This is a genomic window from Nocardiopsis flavescens, from assembly GCF_900141985.1.
Classification (GTDB): domain Bacteria; phylum Actinomycetota; class Actinomycetes; order Streptosporangiales; family Streptosporangiaceae; genus Nocardiopsis; species Nocardiopsis flavescens.
This window is the reverse complement of the sequence record NZ_FQZK01000009.1, coordinates 242946-262884: the sequence shown is the minus strand read 5'-3', so window position 1 is coordinate 262884 and position 19939 is coordinate 242946. Positions and strand designations below refer to the sequence as shown.

At 75.3% G+C, this 19939-nt stretch carries 13 protein-coding genes; 3 read left to right on the top strand and 10 right to left on the bottom strand.

Going from position 1 to position 19939, the window contains the following annotated elements; translation table 11 throughout:
- Nucleotides 1-1333, top strand: a 1333-nt coding sequence (locus BUE45_RS16805) for a DEAD/DEAH box helicase (RefSeq protein ID WP_245833298.1), incomplete at its 5' end; no start/stop codon positions are given.
- A gap of 202 nt (nt 1334-1535) precedes the next feature.
- Here the strand turns inward: BUE45_RS16805 and atzF are convergent.
- The 3 genes from atzF to BUE45_RS16790 all read right to left on the bottom strand — a co-directional run bounded on the left by atzF (nt 1536) and on the right by BUE45_RS16790 (nt 7625).
- Entirely contained in the window at nt 1536-3233 is a 1698-nt protein-coding gene (atzF, locus tag BUE45_RS16800) for an allophanate hydrolase (protein ID WP_073380267.1), read from the bottom strand.
- Nucleotides 3233-6838 carry an urea carboxylase gene (uca, locus tag BUE45_RS16795; RefSeq protein ID WP_073380266.1) on the bottom strand — a complete coding sequence of 1202 codons (3606 nt, stop codon included), beginning with the start codon at nt 6836-6838 and terminating at the stop codon, nt 3233-3235. The genes atzF and uca overlap by 1 nt, the downstream gene beginning before the upstream one ends.
- A gap of 61 nt (nt 6839-6899) precedes the next feature.
- Nucleotides 6900-7625: a GntR family transcriptional regulator gene (locus tag BUE45_RS16790; RefSeq protein WP_073380265.1), complete on the bottom strand. Its 726-nt coding sequence runs from the start codon at nt 7623-7625 to the stop codon at nt 6900-6902.
- 152 nt (nt 7626-7777) lie between these two features.
- Here BUE45_RS16790 and BUE45_RS16785 point away from each other — a divergent pair, with 152 nt between their 5' ends.
- Nucleotides 7778-8722 carry a TAXI family TRAP transporter solute-binding subunit gene (locus BUE45_RS16785; protein ID WP_073380264.1) on the top strand — a complete coding sequence of 315 codons (945 nt, stop codon included), beginning with the start codon at nt 7778-7780 and terminating at the stop codon, nt 8720-8722.
- Between the two features lie 37 nt (nt 8723-8759).
- Here BUE45_RS16785 and BUE45_RS16780 read toward each other — a convergent pair whose 3' ends face one another.
- The 3 genes from BUE45_RS16780 to BUE45_RS16770 are packed head-to-tail and all read right to left on the bottom strand — an operon-like array spanning nt 8760 to nt 11235.
- The gene (locus BUE45_RS16780) at nt 8760-10175 is read right to left on the bottom strand and encodes a sensor histidine kinase (RefSeq protein ID WP_073380263.1); all 1416 of its coding nucleotides are present in this window, start codon (nt 10173-10175) and stop codon (nt 8760-8762) included.
- Nucleotides 10176-10178: 3 nt separating this feature from the next.
- Nucleotides 10179-10856: a response regulator transcription factor gene (locus BUE45_RS16775; RefSeq protein WP_073380262.1), complete on the bottom strand. Its 678-nt coding sequence runs from the start codon at nt 10854-10856 to the stop codon at nt 10179-10181.
- Nucleotides 10857-10908: 52 nt separating this feature from the next.
- Nucleotides 10909-11235, bottom strand: coding sequence for a CU044_2847 family protein (locus BUE45_RS16770; protein ID WP_073380261.1), 327 nt, complete (start codon nt 11233-11235; stop codon nt 10909-10911).
- A gap of 215 nt (nt 11236-11450) precedes the next feature.
- On the opposite strand from BUE45_RS16770, the gene BUE45_RS16765 reads away from it, so the two are divergent.
- Nucleotides 11451-11654: a DUF397 domain-containing protein gene (locus tag BUE45_RS16765; protein WP_178378559.1), complete on the top strand. Its 204-nt coding sequence runs from the start codon at nt 11451-11453 to the stop codon at nt 11652-11654.
- A 40-nt stretch (nt 11655-11694) separates the two neighbouring features.
- Here the strand turns inward: BUE45_RS16765 and fxsT are convergent, their stop codons facing one another.
- From fxsT to BUE45_RS16745, 4 genes are all read right to left on the bottom strand, one after another.
- Nucleotides 11695-16209 carry an FxSxx-COOH system tetratricopeptide repeat protein gene (gene fxsT, locus BUE45_RS16760; protein WP_073380260.1) on the bottom strand — a complete coding sequence of 1505 codons (4515 nt, stop codon included), beginning with the start codon at nt 16207-16209 and terminating at the stop codon, nt 11695-11697.
- Entirely contained in the window at nt 16206-17237 is a 1032-nt protein-coding gene (locus BUE45_RS16755) for an AAA family ATPase (RefSeq protein ID WP_143173391.1), read from the bottom strand. The genes fxsT and BUE45_RS16755 overlap by 4 nt, the downstream gene beginning before the upstream one ends.
- Nucleotides 17238-17335: 98 nt before the next feature.
- Nucleotides 17336-18892, bottom strand: coding sequence for an ABC transporter substrate-binding protein (locus tag BUE45_RS16750; RefSeq protein ID WP_073380258.1), 1557 nt, complete (start codon nt 18890-18892; stop codon nt 17336-17338).
- Nucleotides 18889-19818, bottom strand: coding sequence for a trypsin-like peptidase domain-containing protein (locus tag BUE45_RS16745; protein WP_073380257.1), 930 nt, complete (start codon nt 19816-19818; stop codon nt 18889-18891). Before BUE45_RS16745 ends, BUE45_RS16750 begins: the two co-directional genes overlap by 4 nt.
- Nucleotides 19819-19939: the final 121 nt, after the last annotated feature.

Genomic DNA, 19939 nt, shown 5'->3' with positions numbered 1-19939 from the left:
GCGTCCCCGCACGCCCTCGCGTCCGCGCAGCGGCGGCCCCTCCGGCGAGTTCGCGCTCCCCGTCACCGTCACCCCGGCCCTGCCCGCCGCGGAGTCCTTCGCCGCGCTGGACATGCCCGAGGCGCTCAAGCGGACCCTGGCCCGCCAGGGCCTGACCACGCCGTCCGAGATCCAGGCGGCCACCCTGCCCAACTCCCTGGCCGGACGCGACGTCCTGGGCCGCAGCCGCACCGGCTCCGGCAAGACCCTCGCCTTCGGCCTGGCCCTGCTCGCCGGCATGGACGGACGCACCGCCGAACCCCGCCGCCCCCTGGCCGTGGTCCTGGCCCCCACCCGGGAACTGGCCCAGCAGGTCGCCGACTCCCTGGAGCCCTACGCCCGCTCGGTGGGGGTGCGCACCGCCACCGTCGTGGGCGGCATGCCCATCCACCGCCAGGCCCGCTCCCTGCGCCAGGGCGTCCACCTGGTCGTGGCCACCCCCGGACGCCTGCGCGACCTGATGGAACGCGGCGACTGCGTCCTGGACCGGGTGGAGTCCGCCGTCCTGGACGAGGCCGACCAGATGACCGACATGGGCTTCATGCCGCAGGTCACCGCCATCCTCCAAGAGGTCCCCGCGGGCGGGCGGCGCATGCTGTTCTCCGCCACCCTGGACCGCAACGTCGACACCCTGGTGCGCCGCTTCCTCAACGACCCGGTCGTGCACTCGGTCGACCTGTCCGAGGGCGCCGTCTCCACCATGGAGCACCACGTCGTGCACGTCTCCCCCGCGGAGAAGAAGGCCGTCGCGACCAGGATCGCCGCCCGCGAGGGCCGGGTGATCATGTTCCTGGACACCAAGCGCGCCGTGGACCGCATGGCCGAGCACCTGCTGGCCAGCGGGGTGCTGGCCGCGCCCCTGCACGGCGGGCGCAGCCAGCCCCAGCGCACCCGCACCCTGGACCAGTTCAAGCGCGGCGACGTCACCGCGCTGATCGCGACCAACGTGGCCGCCCGCGGCATCCACGTCGACGGGCTGGACCTGGTGGTCAACATCGACCCGCCCACCGACCACAAGGACTACCTGCACCGGGGCGGGCGCACCGCCCGCGCCGGCGAGTCCGGCAACGTCGTCACCCTGGTGCTGCCCGACCAGCGCCGCGAGATGACCCGGCTGCTGGGCCGGGCCCGGATCGAGCCGCGCACCCTGGGCGGGGGCACGGCCGCGCCGGAGCTGGCCGAGGTGACCGGGGCCCGCGAGCCCTCGGGCGTGCCGGTCACGGTGCGCTCCGCCGCCCCCCAGGATCGGCGCCGCGACCAGGCCCCGCGCGGGCGGCGCCGTCCGCGACGCTGACCCCGTACCCGAGCGGGCCCCGCGATCCGTCGCGGGGCCCGCTCGGCATTCCCGGGGTGAAATCGGGGAACGCGCGGGAGAACACCGGGGAAAGGCCCGGTAAATCCCCGCGCGTCTTTCTCCGCGGCGACCGGGGAAAGGCGCGCCCCGCCCGCGGAGAATCGCCGTGGGAACCGTCGGCCGTATTCCCCGCACCGGCTCCTCAGGCCCGTACGGCCTCCAGGTAGGCGCGCCAGCCGCCGTACCCGGTGATGTCCCGCGCGCCCTCGGCGGCGGCCTCCTCGCAGCCGAACCCGACCACGGTGCGCCCGTCGGCCAGGGTGACCGCGCCCAGGGACATCGGTGCGGGCAGCGCCGCCAGGAAGGCGCCCAGGGCGGCCGGGGAGAGCTTCCACACCTCGCAGGCCAGCGCGGCGCCGCCGGAGGCGACCCGCCGCAGGCCGGGTTTGGGCGGGGTGGTGGGCAGTGCGGCCATCCGGTACTCCGGCGCGGTCCGCGCCTCCTCCACGAACCGGGCGCCGGGGCCGGTGAGCTGGTGGTGCAGCGGCTGGCCGCGCAGGTGGGCGCCGAACACCGCCAGTTCCACACCCGCGCCCGGGTGCAGCTCCCCGGGGTCGCTCCCGGTGAGGGCGCCCGCCAGGTCCAGGGCCACCTGGTCCTCGAACGCCCGGGTGATGAGGCTGACCCCGAAGGGCAGGCCCCGGACCTCCCCCGCCGGGACCGCGACCGCCGCCAGGTCCAGGAGGTTGACGAAGTTGGTGTAGGTGCCCAGCCGCGCGTTCGCGCCCACCGGGTCCGCGGCGACCTCCGCGAGCGAGGGGTGCCCGACGGTGGTCGGCAGCAGCAGGGCGTCGAACCCGTCGAGCAGGCGCCCGGCGGCGGCCCGGTAGGCGGCCAGGCGGTGCTGGTCGGCGGCCAGCCGGTGGGCGGGGACGTCCCGCGCGGCCAGGATGACGGCCGACACCGTGGGGTCGGCCCCCCGCGGGTGCGCGGCGAGGAAGTCCCCGACGGCCGCGTACCGCTCGGCGACCAGGGCCCCGTCGTAGAGCAGCCGGGCCGCCTCCAGCAGCGGGGAGACGTCCACCTCGGCGGTCTGCGCCCCGGTCCGCTCCAGGGCCGCCACGGCCGCGGCGAAGGCCTCCCGCTCCGCCTCCGGCAGCGGCTCCAGCCCCGCGGGGGCGGGCACCGCCACCCGGCCCGCGCCGCGCGGGCCCAGGCGGACGTCGGCGGGCAGGGGGCGCGAGTAGGGGTCCGCGGCGTCCGGGCCCGACATCGCCGCCACCGCGGCCCGGGCGGTGCCCAGGTCGCGGGCGAACACGGTGACGCAGTCGTAGGGCCGGGCCGCCGGGACCACCCCCGAGGCCGGGACCAGCCCCGGCGTGGGCTTGATCCCGACGATGCCGTTGAGGGCGGCGGGCACCCGCCCCGACCCGGCGGTGTCGGTGCCCAGGGCGATGTCGGCGATGCCCAGGGCGACCGCCACCGCCGATCCCGAGCTGGAGCCGCCCGATATCCGCTCCGGGTCGGCGGCCCCGCGCACCGCCCCGTAGGGGCTGCGGGTGCCCACCAGGCCGGTGGCGAACTGGTCCAGGTTGGTCTTGCCCAGGACCAGGGCCCCGGCCGCGACCAGCCGCCGCACCGCGGGCGCGCTCGCGGCCGGGGTGCGCGCGTACGCGGGGTGGGCGGCCGTGGTGGGCAGCCCGGCCGCGTCGATGTTGTCCTTGACCGCCAGGAGCAGCCCGGCCAGCGGGAGGTCCTCCCCCGCGGCCAGCCGCTCCTCCAGCAGCGCGGCCTCGGCCCCGACCTCGGACTCGGGGCGCAGGGTGATCCAGACCTCGGGCCGGTCGGCCTCGGCGACGCGCCGGTAGGCGGCGCGGACGCGGTCGGTGGGATGGGGCATCAGTCGGGCTCTCCTCGGGTGATGACGGCCAGGGCGCTCCCCGGGTCCAGGTGCTGCCCCGGCGTGACGAGGACGTCGGAGATCGTTCCCGCCCGGGGGGCGCGCACCACGACCTCCAGTTTCATCGCCTCCAGGCGGACGACCGGCTGTCCTCGCTCGACCGTGTCGCCCGGGCGGACGTCGACCCTCCACACGGAGGCGGCCAGGGGCGCCTCCACCAGGGCCGAGCCCGGGGGCGGGACGCGGACCGCGGGGGCTGCGGGCTCGGGTTCGGGGCGGTCGTCGAACTCGCCGGCGGCCTCCCAGGCCAGGCGCTCCGCCTCGAACGCGGCGGCCTGGCGGGCGCGGAAGGCCGCGATGGAGCCGGCCTCGGCGGCCAGGAAGCGCTCGTGGTCGGCAAGGGAGAATTCCCCGTCGCCGATCTCCAGGCCGCGGCTGCCGGCCAGCAGGTCCGCCCGCAGGTCCAGCAGCTCCTCGTGGCCCACCGGGTACCAGCTGATCCGGTCGAAGAAGCGCAGCAGCCAGGGCACGCCCGGCTCGAAAGGCCCGTACTGGCCGATACCCGACCAGATGGGAACGGTGCGGCCGATCAGCTGGTAGCCGCCGGGGCTCTCCATCCCGTACACGCACAGGTAGGCGCCGCCGATGCCGACACCGGCCTCGGGGGTCCAGGTGCGGGCCGGGTTGTACTTGGTGGTGACCAGCCGGTGGCGGGGGTCCAGGGGGGTGGCGGCGGGCGCGCCGAGGTAGACGTCGCCCAGGCCCAGTACCAGGTAGGAGGCGTCGAACACGATGTCGCGCACCTGCCCCACCGAGTCCAGGCCGTTGATACGGCGGATGAACTCGATGTTGTCGGGGTTCCAGGGGGCGTCGTCGCGCACGGCGGTGCCGTAGCGGGCGATGGCCTCGTGGATGGACGGGTCGTCGAAGGACAGCGGCAGCCGGACCGTGCGGCTGGGCACGCGCATGCCTGCGGCGGGCGGCAGGTCCCGCTCGATCTCCCGGAGCATCCCCAGCAGGGTGCGCAGCGGCAGCCGCCCGGGGTCGGTGTGCAGGTGCAGGGAGCGCACGCCGGGCGTGATGTCGACGATGCCGTCGGCCCCGGCCTCCTCCAGGGCCGACATCAGCGCGTGGACGCGCATGCGCAGCCCCAGGTCCAGGGCCATCGGCCCGTACTCGACGAGGATGTTGTCGTGGCCGCCGCGCCGGTAGACGACCTCCGGGGCGCCCTCCGCGGCGGGGGTCCGGGCCAGGACCCCGTCGTCGCCGTCGGTGGAGCCGCGCAGCAGCGGGGCCGCGGCCGGCGCGGTGTGCAGGCGTGCGGCGGCGGCCTCGGTGACGGGGTGGAACCGGACGGTGTCGCCGGGCCGGAGCTGGCCGGTCTTCCACCGGGAGCCGGAGACCACGGTGACCGGGCAGACGAACCCGCCCAGGCTGGGGCCGTCCGGGCCGAGCAGGACCGGGGTGTCGCCGGACAGGTTGACGGCGCCCACGGAGTAGGCGGTGTCGTGCACGTTGGACGGGTGCAGCCCCGCCTCGCCGCCGTCCGGCCGGGCCCAGCCCTGCTTGGGGCCGGACAGGCGCACGCCGTTGCGCGCCGACTGGGGGTGGACCCGCCAGTCGGTGGCGTAGAACGCGGCCATGCCCTCACGGGTGAGGAACTCGGGGGCGGCGTGCGGCCCCTCGGACACCTCGATGTCCCAGTGCGCACCGCCGCCCTCGGCACGGGCGGGCGGGGCGGGCCGCTCCGCCTCGGGGACGGGCGCCGGCTCCGGCGCGCCGTCGGGGACCGGGGCGGGGCGCAGCACGTCTCCGGGCAGGAGGGCGCGACCGCCGTGGCCGCCGTACCCGCCGGTCGTGAACGTGGAGGCGCTGCCCAGGTACTCGGGCACGTCCAGTCCGCCGCGCACCAGCACGTAGGTGCGCATTCCCGGACCGCGGGCCGGACCGACGTCGAGCAGGCCGCCCGCCGGGACCCGGACCGGCTCCCACCGGGCTGCCGGGGCGCCGTCCACGGTGACCTCGGCGGGGGCGCCGGTGACGCACACGGTGGCGGCGTGCGAGAACCGCAGGGCCGGCCCGTCCAGGGTGCACTCCAGCCCCGGCGCGCCCTCGGGGTTGCCCAGGGCGCGGTTGCCCAGGCGCAGCGACAGGTCGTCCATGGCCCCCGAGGGCGGCACGCCCACCTGCCAGTGGCCGGTGCGGCCGGGGAAGTCCTGGACGGTGGTGAGGGTCCCGGCGCGCTCCACGTCGATGCGGGGCTCGGGGTCGCCCGTGCGCGCGCAGGTGGCGGTGGTGTGCTCCACGGCGCGCACGTCCGGGTGGGCGGCCAGGGCCCGCAGCAGGCCCAGGTTGGTCTGGACCCCGTCCACGCGGGTCCGGGCCAGCGCGGCGGCGAGCCGGTCCCAGGCCGCCTCCCGGTCGGGGCCGTGGACGACGACCTTGGCGAGCAGCGGGTCGTAGTCGGTGGTCACCCGGCGGCCCGCGGCGGCCCAGCCGTCCACGCGCACGTCCCCGGGGAACTCCACCCGGGTGAGCAGGCCCGCGCTGGGGCGGAAGTCCCGGGCGGGGTCCTCGGCGTACACGCGCGCCTCGACGGCGTGTCCGGTGCGGGCCGGGCCGTGCGGCGGGACCCCGGCGAGGACGTCCTCGCCCCGGGCCTGGCGCAGCATCCACGCCACCAGGTCGACGCCGGTGACCTCCTCGGTGACCGGGTGCTCGACCTGGAGCCGGGTGTTGACCTCCAGGAAGGACGCCTCGCCGCGGTCGGCGTCGTAGACGAACTCCACGGTCCCGGCGCTGCGGTAGGAGACCCCCGCGCACAGCTCCCGGGCGGTGCGGTGCAGCTCCTCGCGGAGCCGGTCGGGCAGGTCCGGGGCCGGCGCCTCCTCCGCGACCTTCTGGTTGCGGCGCTGGAGGGTGCAGTCGCGGTCCCCCAGGGTGACGACCCGGCCGCGGCCGTCGCCGAACACCTGGACCTCGATGTGCCGTGCGCGGGGGACGAAACGCTCCAGGAACACCCCGCCCCCGCCGAAGTGGGTGCGGGCCGTCCGCCCCACCTGCTCGAACGCGGCCCGCAGCGCGGCCTCGTCGGAGCAGGGCAGCAGCCCGATGCCGCCTCCCCCCGAGGTGGCCTTGAGGATGACCGGGTAGCCGATCCGCTCGGCGGCGGCAGCCGCGGCGTCGGCGTCGGACAGGGTGTCGCTGCCCGCGACCATGGGCAGCCCGGCCGCGGCGGCGGCCTTGCGGGCGGTGTGCTTGTCGCCGAACTGCTCCAGGTGGTGCGGGGCCGGGCCGACGAAGACCAGGCCCGCCTCCTCCACCGCCCGGGCGAACCCGGCGTTCTCCGACAGGAACCCGTAGCCGGGGTGGACCGCCCCGGCCCCGGCGCCGGCGGCGGCCTCCAGGACGCGCGCGGCGTCCAGGTAGCTCCGGGCGGCGGGGGCGGGGCCCAGCCGGACCGCCGCGTCGGCCATCCGGGTGTGCGCGGCGCCCGCGTCGGCGTCGGAGTACACGGCGACGGTGCGCAGCCCCAGGGTGCGGGCGGAGCGGATGATACGGCAGGCGATCTCGCCCCGGTTGGCGACGAGCACGGAGTCGAACACGCTGGCTCTCCTTGGTCCGGGCCCGGTGGGCCGGTCGGCGGGTGTGGCGGCCCCGGCGGGGTCAGGGCGTGCGGGGGTGCAGGGCCATCCGGGTCAGGGCGCGCCGGGCGCGCTCCAGGACGACCTCCCGGGAGGCGCCCACGTGCGCGTGCAGGGCGCGGTGGGCGGCCCCGGGGTCCCCGTCGAGCAGGTGGCCCACGATGGCGAGGTGCTCGGTGACGGTGGCGGTGATCCGGTCGCGGGTGAGGAAGTCGTACATGCGCACCCGGCGGATGCGCCGGTTGACCGAGACCAGCGACTCGGTGAGGGCCCGGTTGCCGGAGGCCCGGGACAGGTCGGCGTGGAAGTCCTCGTCCAGCAGCACGAACGAGGCGTCCGGCTCGGGCGGGTCGGCCGCCAGCGCCTCCCAGCGCTCGCGCAGGGCCCCGAGGATCCCGCGGTCGTGCTCCACCGCGGGGTCCTCGACCGCGCGGGCGATGCCGCGCAGTTCGAGGGTGACCCGCAGCTCGTAGAGGTCGCGGAGCGCGTCGAGGTCGGGGACGGAGATGCGGAAGCCGTTCTCGCGCCGCTCGACCAGCCCGTCCGAGTGCAGCCGGGCCAGGGCCTCGCGGACCGGGGTGCGGGAGACGCCGAAGCGCTCGGCCAGGCGCACCTCGCCCAGGCGGGTGTACGGGGCGATGCGGCCGCTCAGGACCTCCTCCCGCAGCAGGGCGTAGACGCGGTCCCGGCGGGAGCCGGCCGTGTCGCCGGCGGGTCCGGCCGGGAGCGTATACAGCGGTGTGTCCATGGACCGGGACGTTAGGAACCGCGTGTTTCGGGGGCCCCGTCCGCACGTGAAGCCTGCGTTTCCCCGTGTTTCGGGGCCCGCGGCGGCGGTCCGGGACGGGGGCTCCCCCGCGCGCGGGGCGCGCCCCGCGCCGCTGCGCCTACCCTGCTGTCATGGGACCGGACCGCAGAAGTGTGCTGCTGGGCGCTCTGGGCGCCGCCGCGGGCGCCGCGCTCGCCGGCTGCGCGCGCGAGCCCGGTGTGCGCGTGCCCGAACTCGTCATCGCCACCGGCCCGCCGGGGGCGGTGTTCCGGGAGATCGGGGCCGTGCTCGCCGACCTGTTGCAGGAGCGGCTGCCCGACACCGCGGTGACCACGATCGACTCCAACGCCTCGCACGACAACCTGTACCTGCTGGAGGACGGCAACGCCCACCTGGGGCTGTCGAGCCTGGACTCCACGCTCACCCACGAGCGGGAGATCTCCGACAGCGGGGTGCTCGACACGGTCGGCCGCCTCTACGACAGCTTCGTCCACCTGGTGGTGCCCGCCGGGTCGGCGATCCGCGGCCTGGCGGACCTGGCGGGGCTGCGGGTGTCGGTGGGCTCCCGGGACTCCGGCACCGAGTTCACCGCCCAGCAGATCCTGCGCGAGACCGGCCTGTCCGCCGACACCGTGCTGATGGACCAGGCCGCCTCGGCGGACGCCCTGGCCGCCGGGGAGATCGACGCGATGTTCTCGCTGACGGGGCTGCCCACCCCGGCCATCGCCGACCTGGCCGCGGAGCGGGACGTGCGCTTCATCGACCTGGCCGGGACCGCCGACACCATGGCCGACGCCTACCCGGAGTCGTACTTCCAGGCGACCATCCCCGCGACCACCTACCGGGGCGTCCCCGCCTGCCCCACCATGTCCACGCCCAACCTGCTGCTGTGCCGCGCGGACCTGCCCGCGGAGCTGGTGTTCGAGGTCACCGACACCGTGTACCGGGGCGCGTCCCGGCTGGCCGCCCAGCGGCCCGAGGCCGCGCAGATCAACGTGCGCACCGGTATCTCCACCGGGGTCGTCCCCCTGCACCCGGGCGCCGAGCGGTGGTACCGGGAGAACAAGCCCGCGTAGCGGTCCCGCCCGGCCGGTCCGGCCCGGGGGCCGGCCGCTAGGCGTCGTCCGGGCGGCCGGGCGCGGGGTCCGCGGCGGGCAGCGCGAGGGTGACCCCGAAACCGCTCCGGCCCCCTCCGGGCAGGCCCGTGCCCAGCGTCAGCCCCCCGCCGGCCTCGCGCATGAGGTCGGCGACGATGGCCAGGCCCAGCCCGGTGCCCTCGGTGTTCTGGTGGCGCGGGGAGCGCCAGAACCGGCCCAGGGCAGCGGCGTGCTCCGACTCCGGCAGCCCCTCGCCGTCGTCGAGGACCCGCAGGCGCACCGGGTCGCCCGGGTCGGCCCGCACCAGCACCCGGGTCCCGCCGGACAGGCGCAGGGCGTTGCTGACCAGCTCGTCCAGGATGCTGCCCAGCCCGCCCGCGGGGGCCAGCACCCACAGCCCCGCCGGGACGTCCGTCTCCACGGAGAGCCCCCGGCCCTCGCCCAGCGCGCGCCACCGCTCCTCGCGGCTGCGCAGCACCTCGGCGACCTCCACCGGTTCGGAGCCGGTGAGGCTCTCCAGCCGGGTCGCGGCCAGCAGCGAGTTCAGCATCCGGTGCATGACCATCGTCTCGTCGACCGCGATCGCGTGCGCCTCCCGGGCCTCCTCCGAGCGCAGGTACGGGGCCAGGTTCTCCACGGCCAGCCGCAGGCTGGCCAGCGGGTTGCGCAGCTGGTGGGAGGCCTCCGAGACGAACGCGCGCTGGCGGTCCAGCGCCCGGCGCACCACCTCCACCATCGTGTTGAAGGAGTCGGTGAGCCGGCGCAGCTCCGGCGGCCCGCCCTCGGCGTCCACCCGGACCTCCAGGTCGCCGGAGGAGACGGCGGTGGTGGCCGCGTCCAGCCGGTTGATGGGCAGCAGCACCCACCGGGACAGCGGCACCGCGGCCGACACCAGCAGCGTCAGCGGCAGCACGCTGAACAGGGCGAGCAGCGCCCAGGAGCCGAGGATCTCCGTCCCGAGCCGGTCGGTGGACGACACCACCACGACCGCGCCCGTCACCTCGCTGTCGCGGCCGATCGGCTCCGCCACCACCAGGGGCTCGCCGCTCCACGGCCACACCGTGGGCGGGGGCGCGGGCCGCTCCCCCGCCATGGCCTCGGTCACGGTGGCCCGGGCGGCCCCGGTGTCCAGCAGCCCGCGCATCCGGGCCCGGTCGCCCGACCCGGTGACCACCGCCCCGTCGGGGGCGACCACGACGGTGGGGATCCCGTACAGCTCCTCGTAGCGCTCCATCTCCACCGTCAGCGGGTCCACCCGGCCGGTGTCGAGGGCGGTGCGGGCCAGCGCGGCGAACCGGCCGGCGTCGCCGAGCCGGTCCACGTACATCTCCTGGGTGCGCTGTCCGGCGATCACCGTGCCCAGCGGGACCAGCACGGCCGCGACCAGTACGAACACGGTCGGAACCAGGATGAGGAGCAGGCGCCGCAGCACGGCTCAGGCCTCGTCGAGCAGGTAGCCGACCCCACGCACGGTACGGATGCGCACCGCGCCGCCCACCTTGGCGCGCAGCGACGCGATGTGGGTGTCCAGGGTGCGCGAGGACGTCTCCCAGGCGGCGCCCCACACCTGGTCGAGTATCTGGTCCCGGGGGACCACCGAGGGCGACCGGGACACCAGCAACAGCAGCAGGTCGAACTCCTTGCGGGCCAGGCGCACCGGCTCGCCGCCCAGCGCGGCCTCCCGCAGGGCGGGGTCCAGGCTGAGGGCACCCACCGTGACCGGCGCCTCCTCGGGCTCCGCCTCGGCGCGGGCGCTGCGGGTGCGCCGCAGCACCGCGTCGATGCGGGCGAGCAGCTCCGCCACCCCGAAGGGCTTGACGACGTAGTCGTCGGCCCCGGCCCGCAGCCCGCGCACCCGGTCGCGCTCCTCCGCGCGGGCGGTGACGGCGATGATCGCCGTCTGCGGCCGCTCCCGCAGCCGCCGGAGCAGGTCGATCCCGTCGGCGTCGGGCAGCCCGAGGTCGAGCAGGACCACGTCGGCGGGCGGCGCGGCCAGCGCCCGCTCCGCGGTGGCGACCCGCTGGACGTCGAAGGAGGCCGCCCGCAGGGCCGTCACCAGTCCGCGGGCGACCCGGTCGTCGTCCTCCACCACGAGAATGCGCATGTCCAGCATGGTAAGCAGCGGCCGGGCGCCCCGGGGCCGCCCGCTGCCCGGGTCTGGGGCGTCAGCCGGTGCCGGGATCGGCGGATTTACGCTTCCACTCCATTTCCACCTGGAGATTTCCCTCCACCGAGGTCTTGGCGATCACCGCTCCGGCCTGTGCGCTCAGTTTGACTCCGAAACTCACTTTGATGGTTTCGGGTTTGAGCGTTCCGCCCAGCTCCCGAAGAGCCGCCTCGACCGCTTTCCGTACCGATCCGAGTTTCTCGGTGAAGTCCTCCGCGGCGTCCTCTATGACGCCGCCGCCCACCTGGGAGACCTCGTCCCCGTCGTCCACCTCGACCACCACGGAGTCGGTCTCGTCGACCTGGAAACGCACGAGTCGGGCCATCGGCACCCTTTCCGAATCTCTTGAGGACAACATGATCACTACCCCAGCGGGCATGTACAAGGCTGTACCAGGGCCAGCAGAATGCAAAAGGGACGAAGTCGGATCCGTCCTTCAGGGCCGCGAAGGGAACAGGAGCGACCGCTGATGAGAATGGTAAGAGCGAGGGCGACGGTGCCCCGGGAAAAGCAGGTGAGCGACCTTCGGCTGGCGGATCGGTGAAGGGCCTGGCAGAGAACCCTGGGGCGTGGGTGAAGTCCACATACTCAGGCCAAGGCAGCAACAGTTGTGTGGAGGCCGTTCTCGCCCGCGGCGGCCGGATCGGCGTGCGGGACTCGGTCCACCGGCGGGGGCACCGCCTCGACCTGCCCCCCGCCGCGTGGGTGGGGTTCCTGGGCGGGCTGCGCCCGCCGCGGGCGTGAGCCCGCCGGTGCCCCCGCGGGGGCACCGGCGGGCGCCGGCTCAGAGCGGGGCGATCGAGATGTCGGCGTCGCCGCGCACCCGCTGGTCGATGCTCCGGGTCGCCGGGTGGTCGCCGCCCAGCACCCGCCGGTAGGCGTCCTGCACGGCGTCGATCTCCTCGAGGTCGGTCTCGCCGAGGACGTGGCCGGCCATGGCGCGGTTGCGCCGGGCCAGCAGGGTGAGCGGGTGCTCCGCGCCCAGGACCTCGCGGCACACCTCCTGGACCTCGGTGTCGGCGGCCCGCGCCCCTTCGACGTCGCCCGCCCGAAAGCGGTCGTTGGCCAGGTTGATCGCGCAGGACAGGGTGCTGGGGTGGTGCGGGCCGAGCTTGTCCCGGAAGAGCAGCATCGCCTGCTCGTCCAGCTCCCGGGCCTCCACCGGCCGGTCCAGGCGGCGCAGGAGGATCGCCTGGTTGACCCGGGCCGCCGCGACGTTGACGTGGTCGTCGCCGAGCAGCTTGGCGTAGCGCTCCCCGGCGGACTCGGCCAGCTCCAGCGCCTCGGCGTACCGGTCCACCCCGTAGAGGCACAGGGCGTGGCGCAGCGCCGCGATCAGAGTGAGGTCCCTGTCCTCGCCCATCTGCAACCGGAGCCGGTCCAGGGTCTGCGCGGACAGCTCCTCGGCCTCCTCCAGCCGGCCCGTGCGCCGGATCATGTTGGCGAGGGTCGAGCGCAGGGCCCAGACGATGTTGTGGTCCTCGCCCAGCAGGTCCACCGACCGTTCGACCAGGTGGCGCTGCATGGCGCAGGCCTCGTGGTAGTCGCCGAGCTCCAGCAGCGCGTCGCTGTAGCCGTCGATGCTCGCCCGGGTGGCGCCGTGGTCGGGGCCCAGGACCGCGACCCGGCGGCCCCACGTGGCCTTGTAGCTCTCCAGCGACTCCCGCAGCCGCCCCACCAGGAGCAGGTCGAAGGAGAGGAAGTGGGAGGCGCTGAGGGTCTCGGGGTCGTCCTCGCCGAGGATCCGCGTCCGCCGCTCGAAGCTGTCCCGGCTGAGCGCCAGGGACTCCTGGAAGCGCCCGGCGATCCGCAGGTTGCGGGCGTTCTCCTGCTCGGCCCTGAGGTACTCCGGGGCGTTCTCCCCCAGGGTCTCCCCCATCACCCGCATGGTCTCGGCGCACATGGCCCGGGCCCGCTCGAACTCGCCGTTGCCGCGCACGGCCTGGGCGATGTGGTACTCCATGCGCAGGGTGTCCCGGTGCGCGGGCCCCAGCTTCTCGGACCAGTAGGGGTGGACCGCGTTCCCCAGGCGCAGGGTCTCGTCGAACTCGCCGCGGCCGATGAAGGCCTCCGCCAGCCCGACCACCAGGTCGCGCACCCACGGGTCGTCGCAGTCCCAGGCCTGGGCGGTCCACACGTGCGGGGCGAGCTGCACGTAGCGCCACATGGCGTCGGGGGCGTCGCTGCGCGGGTCGTTGCCCGCGAGCAGCTGGTGCGCGCAGTGCCGCATCCGCACCTTCTCCTCGTCGGACATCGACGCCTGGACCGCGCTCTGCACCAGCCGGTGCAGGGAGATCGTGTTCTGCTGGTGGTCGATGTAGGCGAGGCTGTAGCGCCCGATGTCGCGGATCGCGATGCCCAGCCGCGCGGGGTCTCCCAGGGCCGCGCGGAGTTCGGCGGGGGCGTCGATGCCCCGGCCGAACCGGAAGAGGTCCCGGCGGATGGGGGCGGTGTCCATGAAGGAGACCAGCTGAAGGAGCTGGCTGGCCGCCTTGTTGTCGACGCCCAGCTGGTCCAGGGAGACGTTCCACGCCGCCGCGACGGGGACCGAGTAGTCGGGGTCCACCGGTTCGAGCAGGCGGAGCATGTCCGGGAACTTCTCGGTGAGCCGGTCCAGGTACTCCTGGACGTTCATCCCGACCTCGTTCAGCCAGACGGCCGCCTGGTTGAGCGCCAGCGGCAGGTCGCCGAGGGCGTCCGCCAGCCGGTCGGCGTCCTCGGCGGTGATCCCCTCCGGGCCGCGCCGCCGGAGCAGTTCGACGCTCTCCGCCCGGGTGAACACGTTGACCTGCACGAACGCCTCAGTGCCGCGCCGGGCCCAGCTCTGGTTCCGGGACGTGATGACCACGTGCCCGCTCCCCGCCACCGGGAGGTACCGGTCGATGGACTCCCGGGTCTCCGCGTTGTCGAACACCAGCAGCCAGCGCTTGAAGGGCTGCCCCTGGCGCAGGGCCTCCAGCACGCCGTGGATCACGTGGTCGCTGCCGGCGCCGACGTAGCTGATGCCGATCTTCTCCGCCAGGTCGAGGAAGGCCTGCCGGATCTGGTTCTCGTGCAGGCAGGAGATCCAGCAGATCAGGTCGTATTCCTCGGTGTGGCGGTGCAGGTACTCCTTGGCCAGTTCGGTCTTGCCGACCCCCGACATGCCGTTGAGGGCCGTGATGATCTGGTGCTCCCCGGCCGCGACCTTGTCCCGGAGCGCGGAAATGAGTACCTCGCGGCCGACAAAGGCCGGGTTCCTTCGCGGAACGCGGATCCAGGTGGCCCCGGACGGCCTTCCCGGAGTCCCGGCCGGCCGTGCGTTCGCGGCCGGCGGCCCCGCCGCCCTTTCGTCGAAACGTGCCATCTCCACACCATCCACCGAAGGTCCGGACCGGCGATCGAAAGGAATCGGGATCTCCTTCTCACGCCGACCGAACGAGTCCAACCCACCGAACGCATCCGCCCCGGCCGCCGACCGAACCGGAGTATTCCCCGTCTCGGGAAACCTATCGACTATTTCTTCCAGGGGAAAATCTGACCGTGTCGAAATGTAGTCGCTTGTTCTTAAAGTTCTTATTGTTGCCATAGAGGATGAAATCACCTCTAATGCCGGTATCACCTGACGCCAAGGGTCCGGATCCGCCCGCACCGGGCCCATCGTCTCCGGAAACAGGTCCTCGGGCAGCGGCGACGCGCCACGCAACGCCTCACCCAGCGCCGCGAACCTGGAATCGCCCTCCTCCAGCTCCTCGGCCGCCAGGGCCACCAGGCTCCGCACCCGGGAAAGCCGTCCCAGGGACAGCAGCTCCCGCCGCACGCCGTCCCGGAAGTCCCAGGCGAACGGGGCGGCGCTCCCGTCCCCGGACTCCCCCGGGTCGCCCACCTTCTCGGTGAGTCCGCTGTAGAGGACTTCGGCCAGCTCCTCCCTGCCGGACCGCCGCCCGCCCAGGACGTGGCGGGTCACCCGGTCCACCGCCCGCGGGTGGATGGGCACCGCGGCCAGCGCCACGGCCAGCCGGAAGGTGGTCGCGGACACCTCCCGGGAGAAGCGCCGGACGAGGGCCCGGGGATCCTCGTCCCACACCTCCTCCGGCGGGGGCCGCTCCCCCAGGGGCGCCATGGCCGGGTCGAGCGGGAACACCGGGCCGCGCAGGACGCCGCTCCGGCCCGTGGCGAACATCGCCCAGGCGTGCACGGCGTCGGCGGTGAGGGGCAGCACCGGGAGCACCGGCCCCAGCACGCGGTCGTCCCCGTCCAGGCCGGGCGCGTCCGGCAGGGCCGTGGCGGTGCAGCCGCCCCCGGCGCCGGCCGGTGCGGCGACGGTCTCCGCCGGGACCGTCCTGACCCCGGTCCTGGGCCACTGGTGTCCGTGCAGGAGGTGCACGATCGCCGTGGTCTGCGCCCGGGCCGTCCCGGACAGCCACTCCCGGAACCCGGGGTCGTGCCACCGCGCGCCGATCCCGTCCGTCAGGACCAGGGTGGCGTGCGGCCCCGGCGTGCGGCGCCGGCCGGCCGGGGGCACGGCGCGGCCCCGCTCGTCGCGGAGCACCGGGCGCACCGCCCGGCCGGAGTCGAAGTACCGGGTCCGGACCTCGTGGAAGACGCCGCTGCCGCGCAGCAGGGACACGAACGCGGCGACCGTGTCGCCGTGCAGGGCCATCGAGGCCCCCGCGTCGACGACCACGGTGAGCACGGCCGTGCGCCGCAGCGGGGCGCGCAGCACGGGCACCGCCGCCGCGCCCCCGGTGCGGGCGAGCAGGGCGCGGGCGTAGCCCCGGGCCGTCTCCTCCTGGTCGGTCTCCGTGGGCGGCCCCCGCCGGGCGCGGACGTGGAACGGCCGCAGCGCCGCGGTCAGGGCCTGGCCGCCCAGGGGGGAGGCGGCGGGGCGGGACGCGTCCACCGCGGGCGAGGCCGCCGGGCGCGGGCCGGGCGGGCGCCCCTCCTCCCGGGGGACGGCCTCGGCCCGGACCGCTCCGCCGCTCTCGGGCTTCCCAGAGCCCGCCCCGGGTTCGCGCCCGGCGTCGTCCCGGGGGAGCCCGCCGTCCCGCGCGTCCTCGTCCGGCTCCACGGCCTCGGGGTCGCCGGATCCGGCGGCGGTGTCGCCCGGGGCCCGCGGCCCGGCCTTGGGATCGGCGGGGTTCCGCCCCTCCTCCGGCGGCGGCTCCGCATCCCCGTGCTCCCGGGCGAGCACGGCCGCGAGGTAGAACGCGTCCGCCAGGTCCGTGCCGGTGAGGCCGGGCGGTCCCGTGCCGGTGGACGGCCTCGGCGGAAACCCCTCCTCCGAGGCCGCACCGCCGGGGTGCCGCTCCCGGCTCATCCGAGGCGGTCCGTCAGGTGGTGCCAGAGGATGCCGGTCAGGTGCCGCATCCGGTCGGGGCTCAGCCGCCCGGTCCCGGGGGCGGCGGTGGAGACGAGGCGCACCGCGTTGAGGAGCTGGTCGATGGCCAGCCCGCCCTCGGCGCCGCGCCGGGCGAACTCCCCGACGAGCTGCGGGACGACGTCCGGGACGTCCTCCCCCCGGAAGTCGAAGTGGTGGAGGACCAGCCGCATCAGCTCTTCCTCCGAGGGCAGCACCGCCCGCACCGGGATGGTGCGGCGGAGGAACGCCGGGGAGAGCTCCCGGTCGGAGTTGCAGGTGAGGACCACCACGGGGAAGGCCGAGCAGACGACACGCCCCCGGGTGACGGGCGCGGTCCGGCCGGGGTCGTCGACGCCGACCGTGACCGGGTCGTCTCCGGTGAGGGGGGAGAGGCGCTCCAGCTCGGGGACGGTGTACCCGCCCGACTCGAAGAGGTGCAGCAGGTCGCCGGAGAGGTCGAAGTCGCCCAGGTCGAAGTCGTCGACGAGCAGGACCCGGGGCCTGCGGTAGGGCAGGAAGGCCGTGCCGAGCGGGCCCAGCGCCAGGTACCTGCCGATCCGTTCGGCGCTGAGGCGGAGCACGTCCTGCTCGGAGAGGCCCCCGGAGGGCTCCGCCCGGCGCAGGGTGTTCTCCAGGTTGAGGTCGTGGATCTGGCTGATCGGGTCGTAGGAGTACAGGCTCGAACGGACGGTCGAGGAGCTGTTGACCCCCCAGACGAGCACACGGCCCAGGCCCAGCTCGCGGGCGATCTGGTAGGCGAGCGTGGACTTGCCGATACCCGGGGGGCCGGTGAGGAGCAGGGGGCGGCGCAGGATGAGGGCGGCGTTGACCTTGTCCAGGAAGTCGCCGCGCTCGGAGCCGGGCCCGGGGCCCGTCCCGGGGACGGGGGGCAGGGCGCCGAGGATCCGGCGGTCGCCGCGCTCGGCCGGCGGGTCCGGGAGGGCGGGGCCGCCCCCGTACTCCCGCCAGGGCGGCGGTTCGGGCATCCGGGCGCGCTCGTGCGGGATGCCGGTGCCGTGGAAGACCCACCACGCGGGGGGCGTGTCGTGGGCGCGGGCGCCTCCGCCGGATGCTCCGTTCACGCTCACCGTCCGACCTTCCCGGCCTCGTCGGGACTCGGGGCGCGGCGCGGGTGCGGGACGTCGGCGGACAGCGGGGTGTCGGCGCCGAAGGGGTGCGGGAGGCGGTCGTGGTACACCAGCCCGACGTCGAACCCGTCGACGATGACGGGTCCGCCCGCCTCGAAGGATCGGCCGGAGCGGTGACGGTGGAGGCGACGGGGCAGCGAACCGACCACGGCCGATGACACCTTTCCCTCTCTGCCGGTGAGGGCACTGCGGAAGTCGCCGGCCGACGGGTGGGCGCCGGTCCGCCAGGCGATCACGGGCACACCGGCACGAACAGCGGTGGACATCATGCGAATCAGGTCTTCTCGTTCTTGGTGCCCCGTGGCGAACAGAATAACTCCATCATCGCTCACATATTCAGCGAGCCGAACCCCCTGGGGAAGAGGATCACATTGAATATCGAATATCTCGCTTTCGCCTACTTTGAGAAGGTTGTTCCATCTTCTTTCACTGCTTTCCCTCGCGATGACATTCGCCATCTTCTGCCCCATGAAGAACTCCTCCACCCGGTACGTGAGCTCCGCGGCGACGCCGAGCCGTACCGGCTCCCCCTCCGCCGCCCGCGGCTCCCACCGCGCGGCGTCCAGGTCCGGGAGCATCCCCAGGGGGACGACGATCTCGACCCGGACCCGGTCGTGGTACCTCCGGTAGGGGTGCATCTCGACACACTGGAGCAGGGTGCAGACCTCGTCGGCGAAGTCCGGGCGCCCGATCCGGTAGGGACCGTCGTTGCGCGGGCCGACCACCGGCTCCTCGCCCGGCCCGGGGCTCAGCACCTGCCACCACTCGAACCGGTAGAGGTCGCCGGTGTCATGGCGGAACCGGATCAGCAGGCGGGCGGGCGGCGCCCCGCCCGGGGGCTCCTCGGCCCGCGCCCGCCCGGGCGGGCCGAGCGCCTCCTGCCCGCCCAGCCCGCGCAGGTCGACCCACATCCGCAGCAGGGGGACGAGGTCCGCGTGCTCTCCGCGCACCAGCGGCGCCGCGAACTCCACCAGGGGCACCCGGCCGTCGCGCGGGGGCGCGTCCGCCAGGTCGAGGAACATGTCCCACAGGTCCAGGGGGTGCACCGGCACCGTCAGGTTCTCCAGGTCCCCCATGGCGACCCGGTAGTCCTCCATCAGCGGTCCGCACGGCCGGAACGCCAGGCGCGCCCGCAGGACGCTGAGGACCTCCCGGGCCCGTACCCGGTGCGGTGCGGGGACCATGGCCGTGAGCCGGGAGTCCTCCTCCAGCCGCAGCAGCCCGGAGAGCGCGCGCGTCGCGGTCCGGACGGACTCCGTCCCCTCCTCCAGGTGCCGGATGACGCGCATGAGGCCGGACAGCTCCCCCTGCTCCAGGGCGGCCACGGCCAGTTCGGTGGCGAACAGGGCGGCCGGCGCATCGATCCCGCCCACGTCCAGCCACCGCCGGATCGTCAGGACCAGGCGCCTGCGGCGGTCCGGGTCCACGACGGTCCGCAACCCCTTCAGCGCCTCCGCCGCGGCCGTGACGTTGCGGGGGCTCGGGTCGATCACCGCCCACCGCCCAGCAGCGGCCCCGCCGCCGCCGCGACCCCGGCCATGGTCGCGCCGCCGCGCTCGCGCACCTCCAACTGCCCGAGGACCTCCTCCACCAGGCCGTATTCGCGGTGGGCGAGGTCGACCAGGTGGTGGGCGTAGGAGAGGGGGTCCTGGTCCGGGCGCAGCCAGGAGCGCAGGCGCTCGTCCAGGCCCAGGTGGAAGGAGGCGCGGGCGTCGGGGAGTATCAGCGTGCGCAGCCGCGACATCGCGCGGGCGGTCTCCAGGATCGCGGCGGCCACCTCGCGCTCACCCGGGGGCCGCGGCGGCGCGGCGGCGGCGCGGGCCCAGATCCCGGGGACCGTCTCCAGCGGCACCATCCACCCGATCCTCCCCTCACGCGCCATCTCCGCCACCACGCCCAGCAGCGTCCCTTCCTCCGCATCTCGGACGGCGCTGCCGCTGTACCCGCGCTCGACGACGGCGGGCGTCCCCGGCTCGACGGTGAACTGCGCGTACTCGGGCCGGCTGCCGCCGCGGCCGTCGAGGGTGGCGGTGATCCACCATCCGGCCGGGGAGTGCGGGCCGCCGACGATCCGGACCCGGCGGCCGGGCTCCCAGGGGCCGCCGGGGACGGCCGGCCGCGCCGGGGGCGGCGCGTCGAGCCCGAGCACCGCGGCGTCCCAGGGACTGGCGTCGCCGGACCACCAGCCGTCCTCGACCACGACGGCCCCGGAGCGCCAGGCGGCGTCCGCGCGGGGGGCGTCCAGCAGGACGGCGGAGCCCGGACCGGCTCCGGTGCCGACGGCGTCGCGCACCACGTGCGCGCAGGTGAGGGCGTGGGAGGGGGAGACGAGGACGGCCGCTCCCACGGCCCGGGGCCCGTTCCGGCCCTCGGCGAGCACGCGGAACTGCCAGTCGGGGGCGGGGGCGGTGGTCGTCACTGCGCTCCGTTCGGCGGGAAACGTCAGGGGAAAGGAGGGACGCGGGGCTGGAGCCATCCGGTGATCCGATCCATGACCGGAAATCGAGATGTTCCTATTCAGTACCCGCGGGGGAACCGAA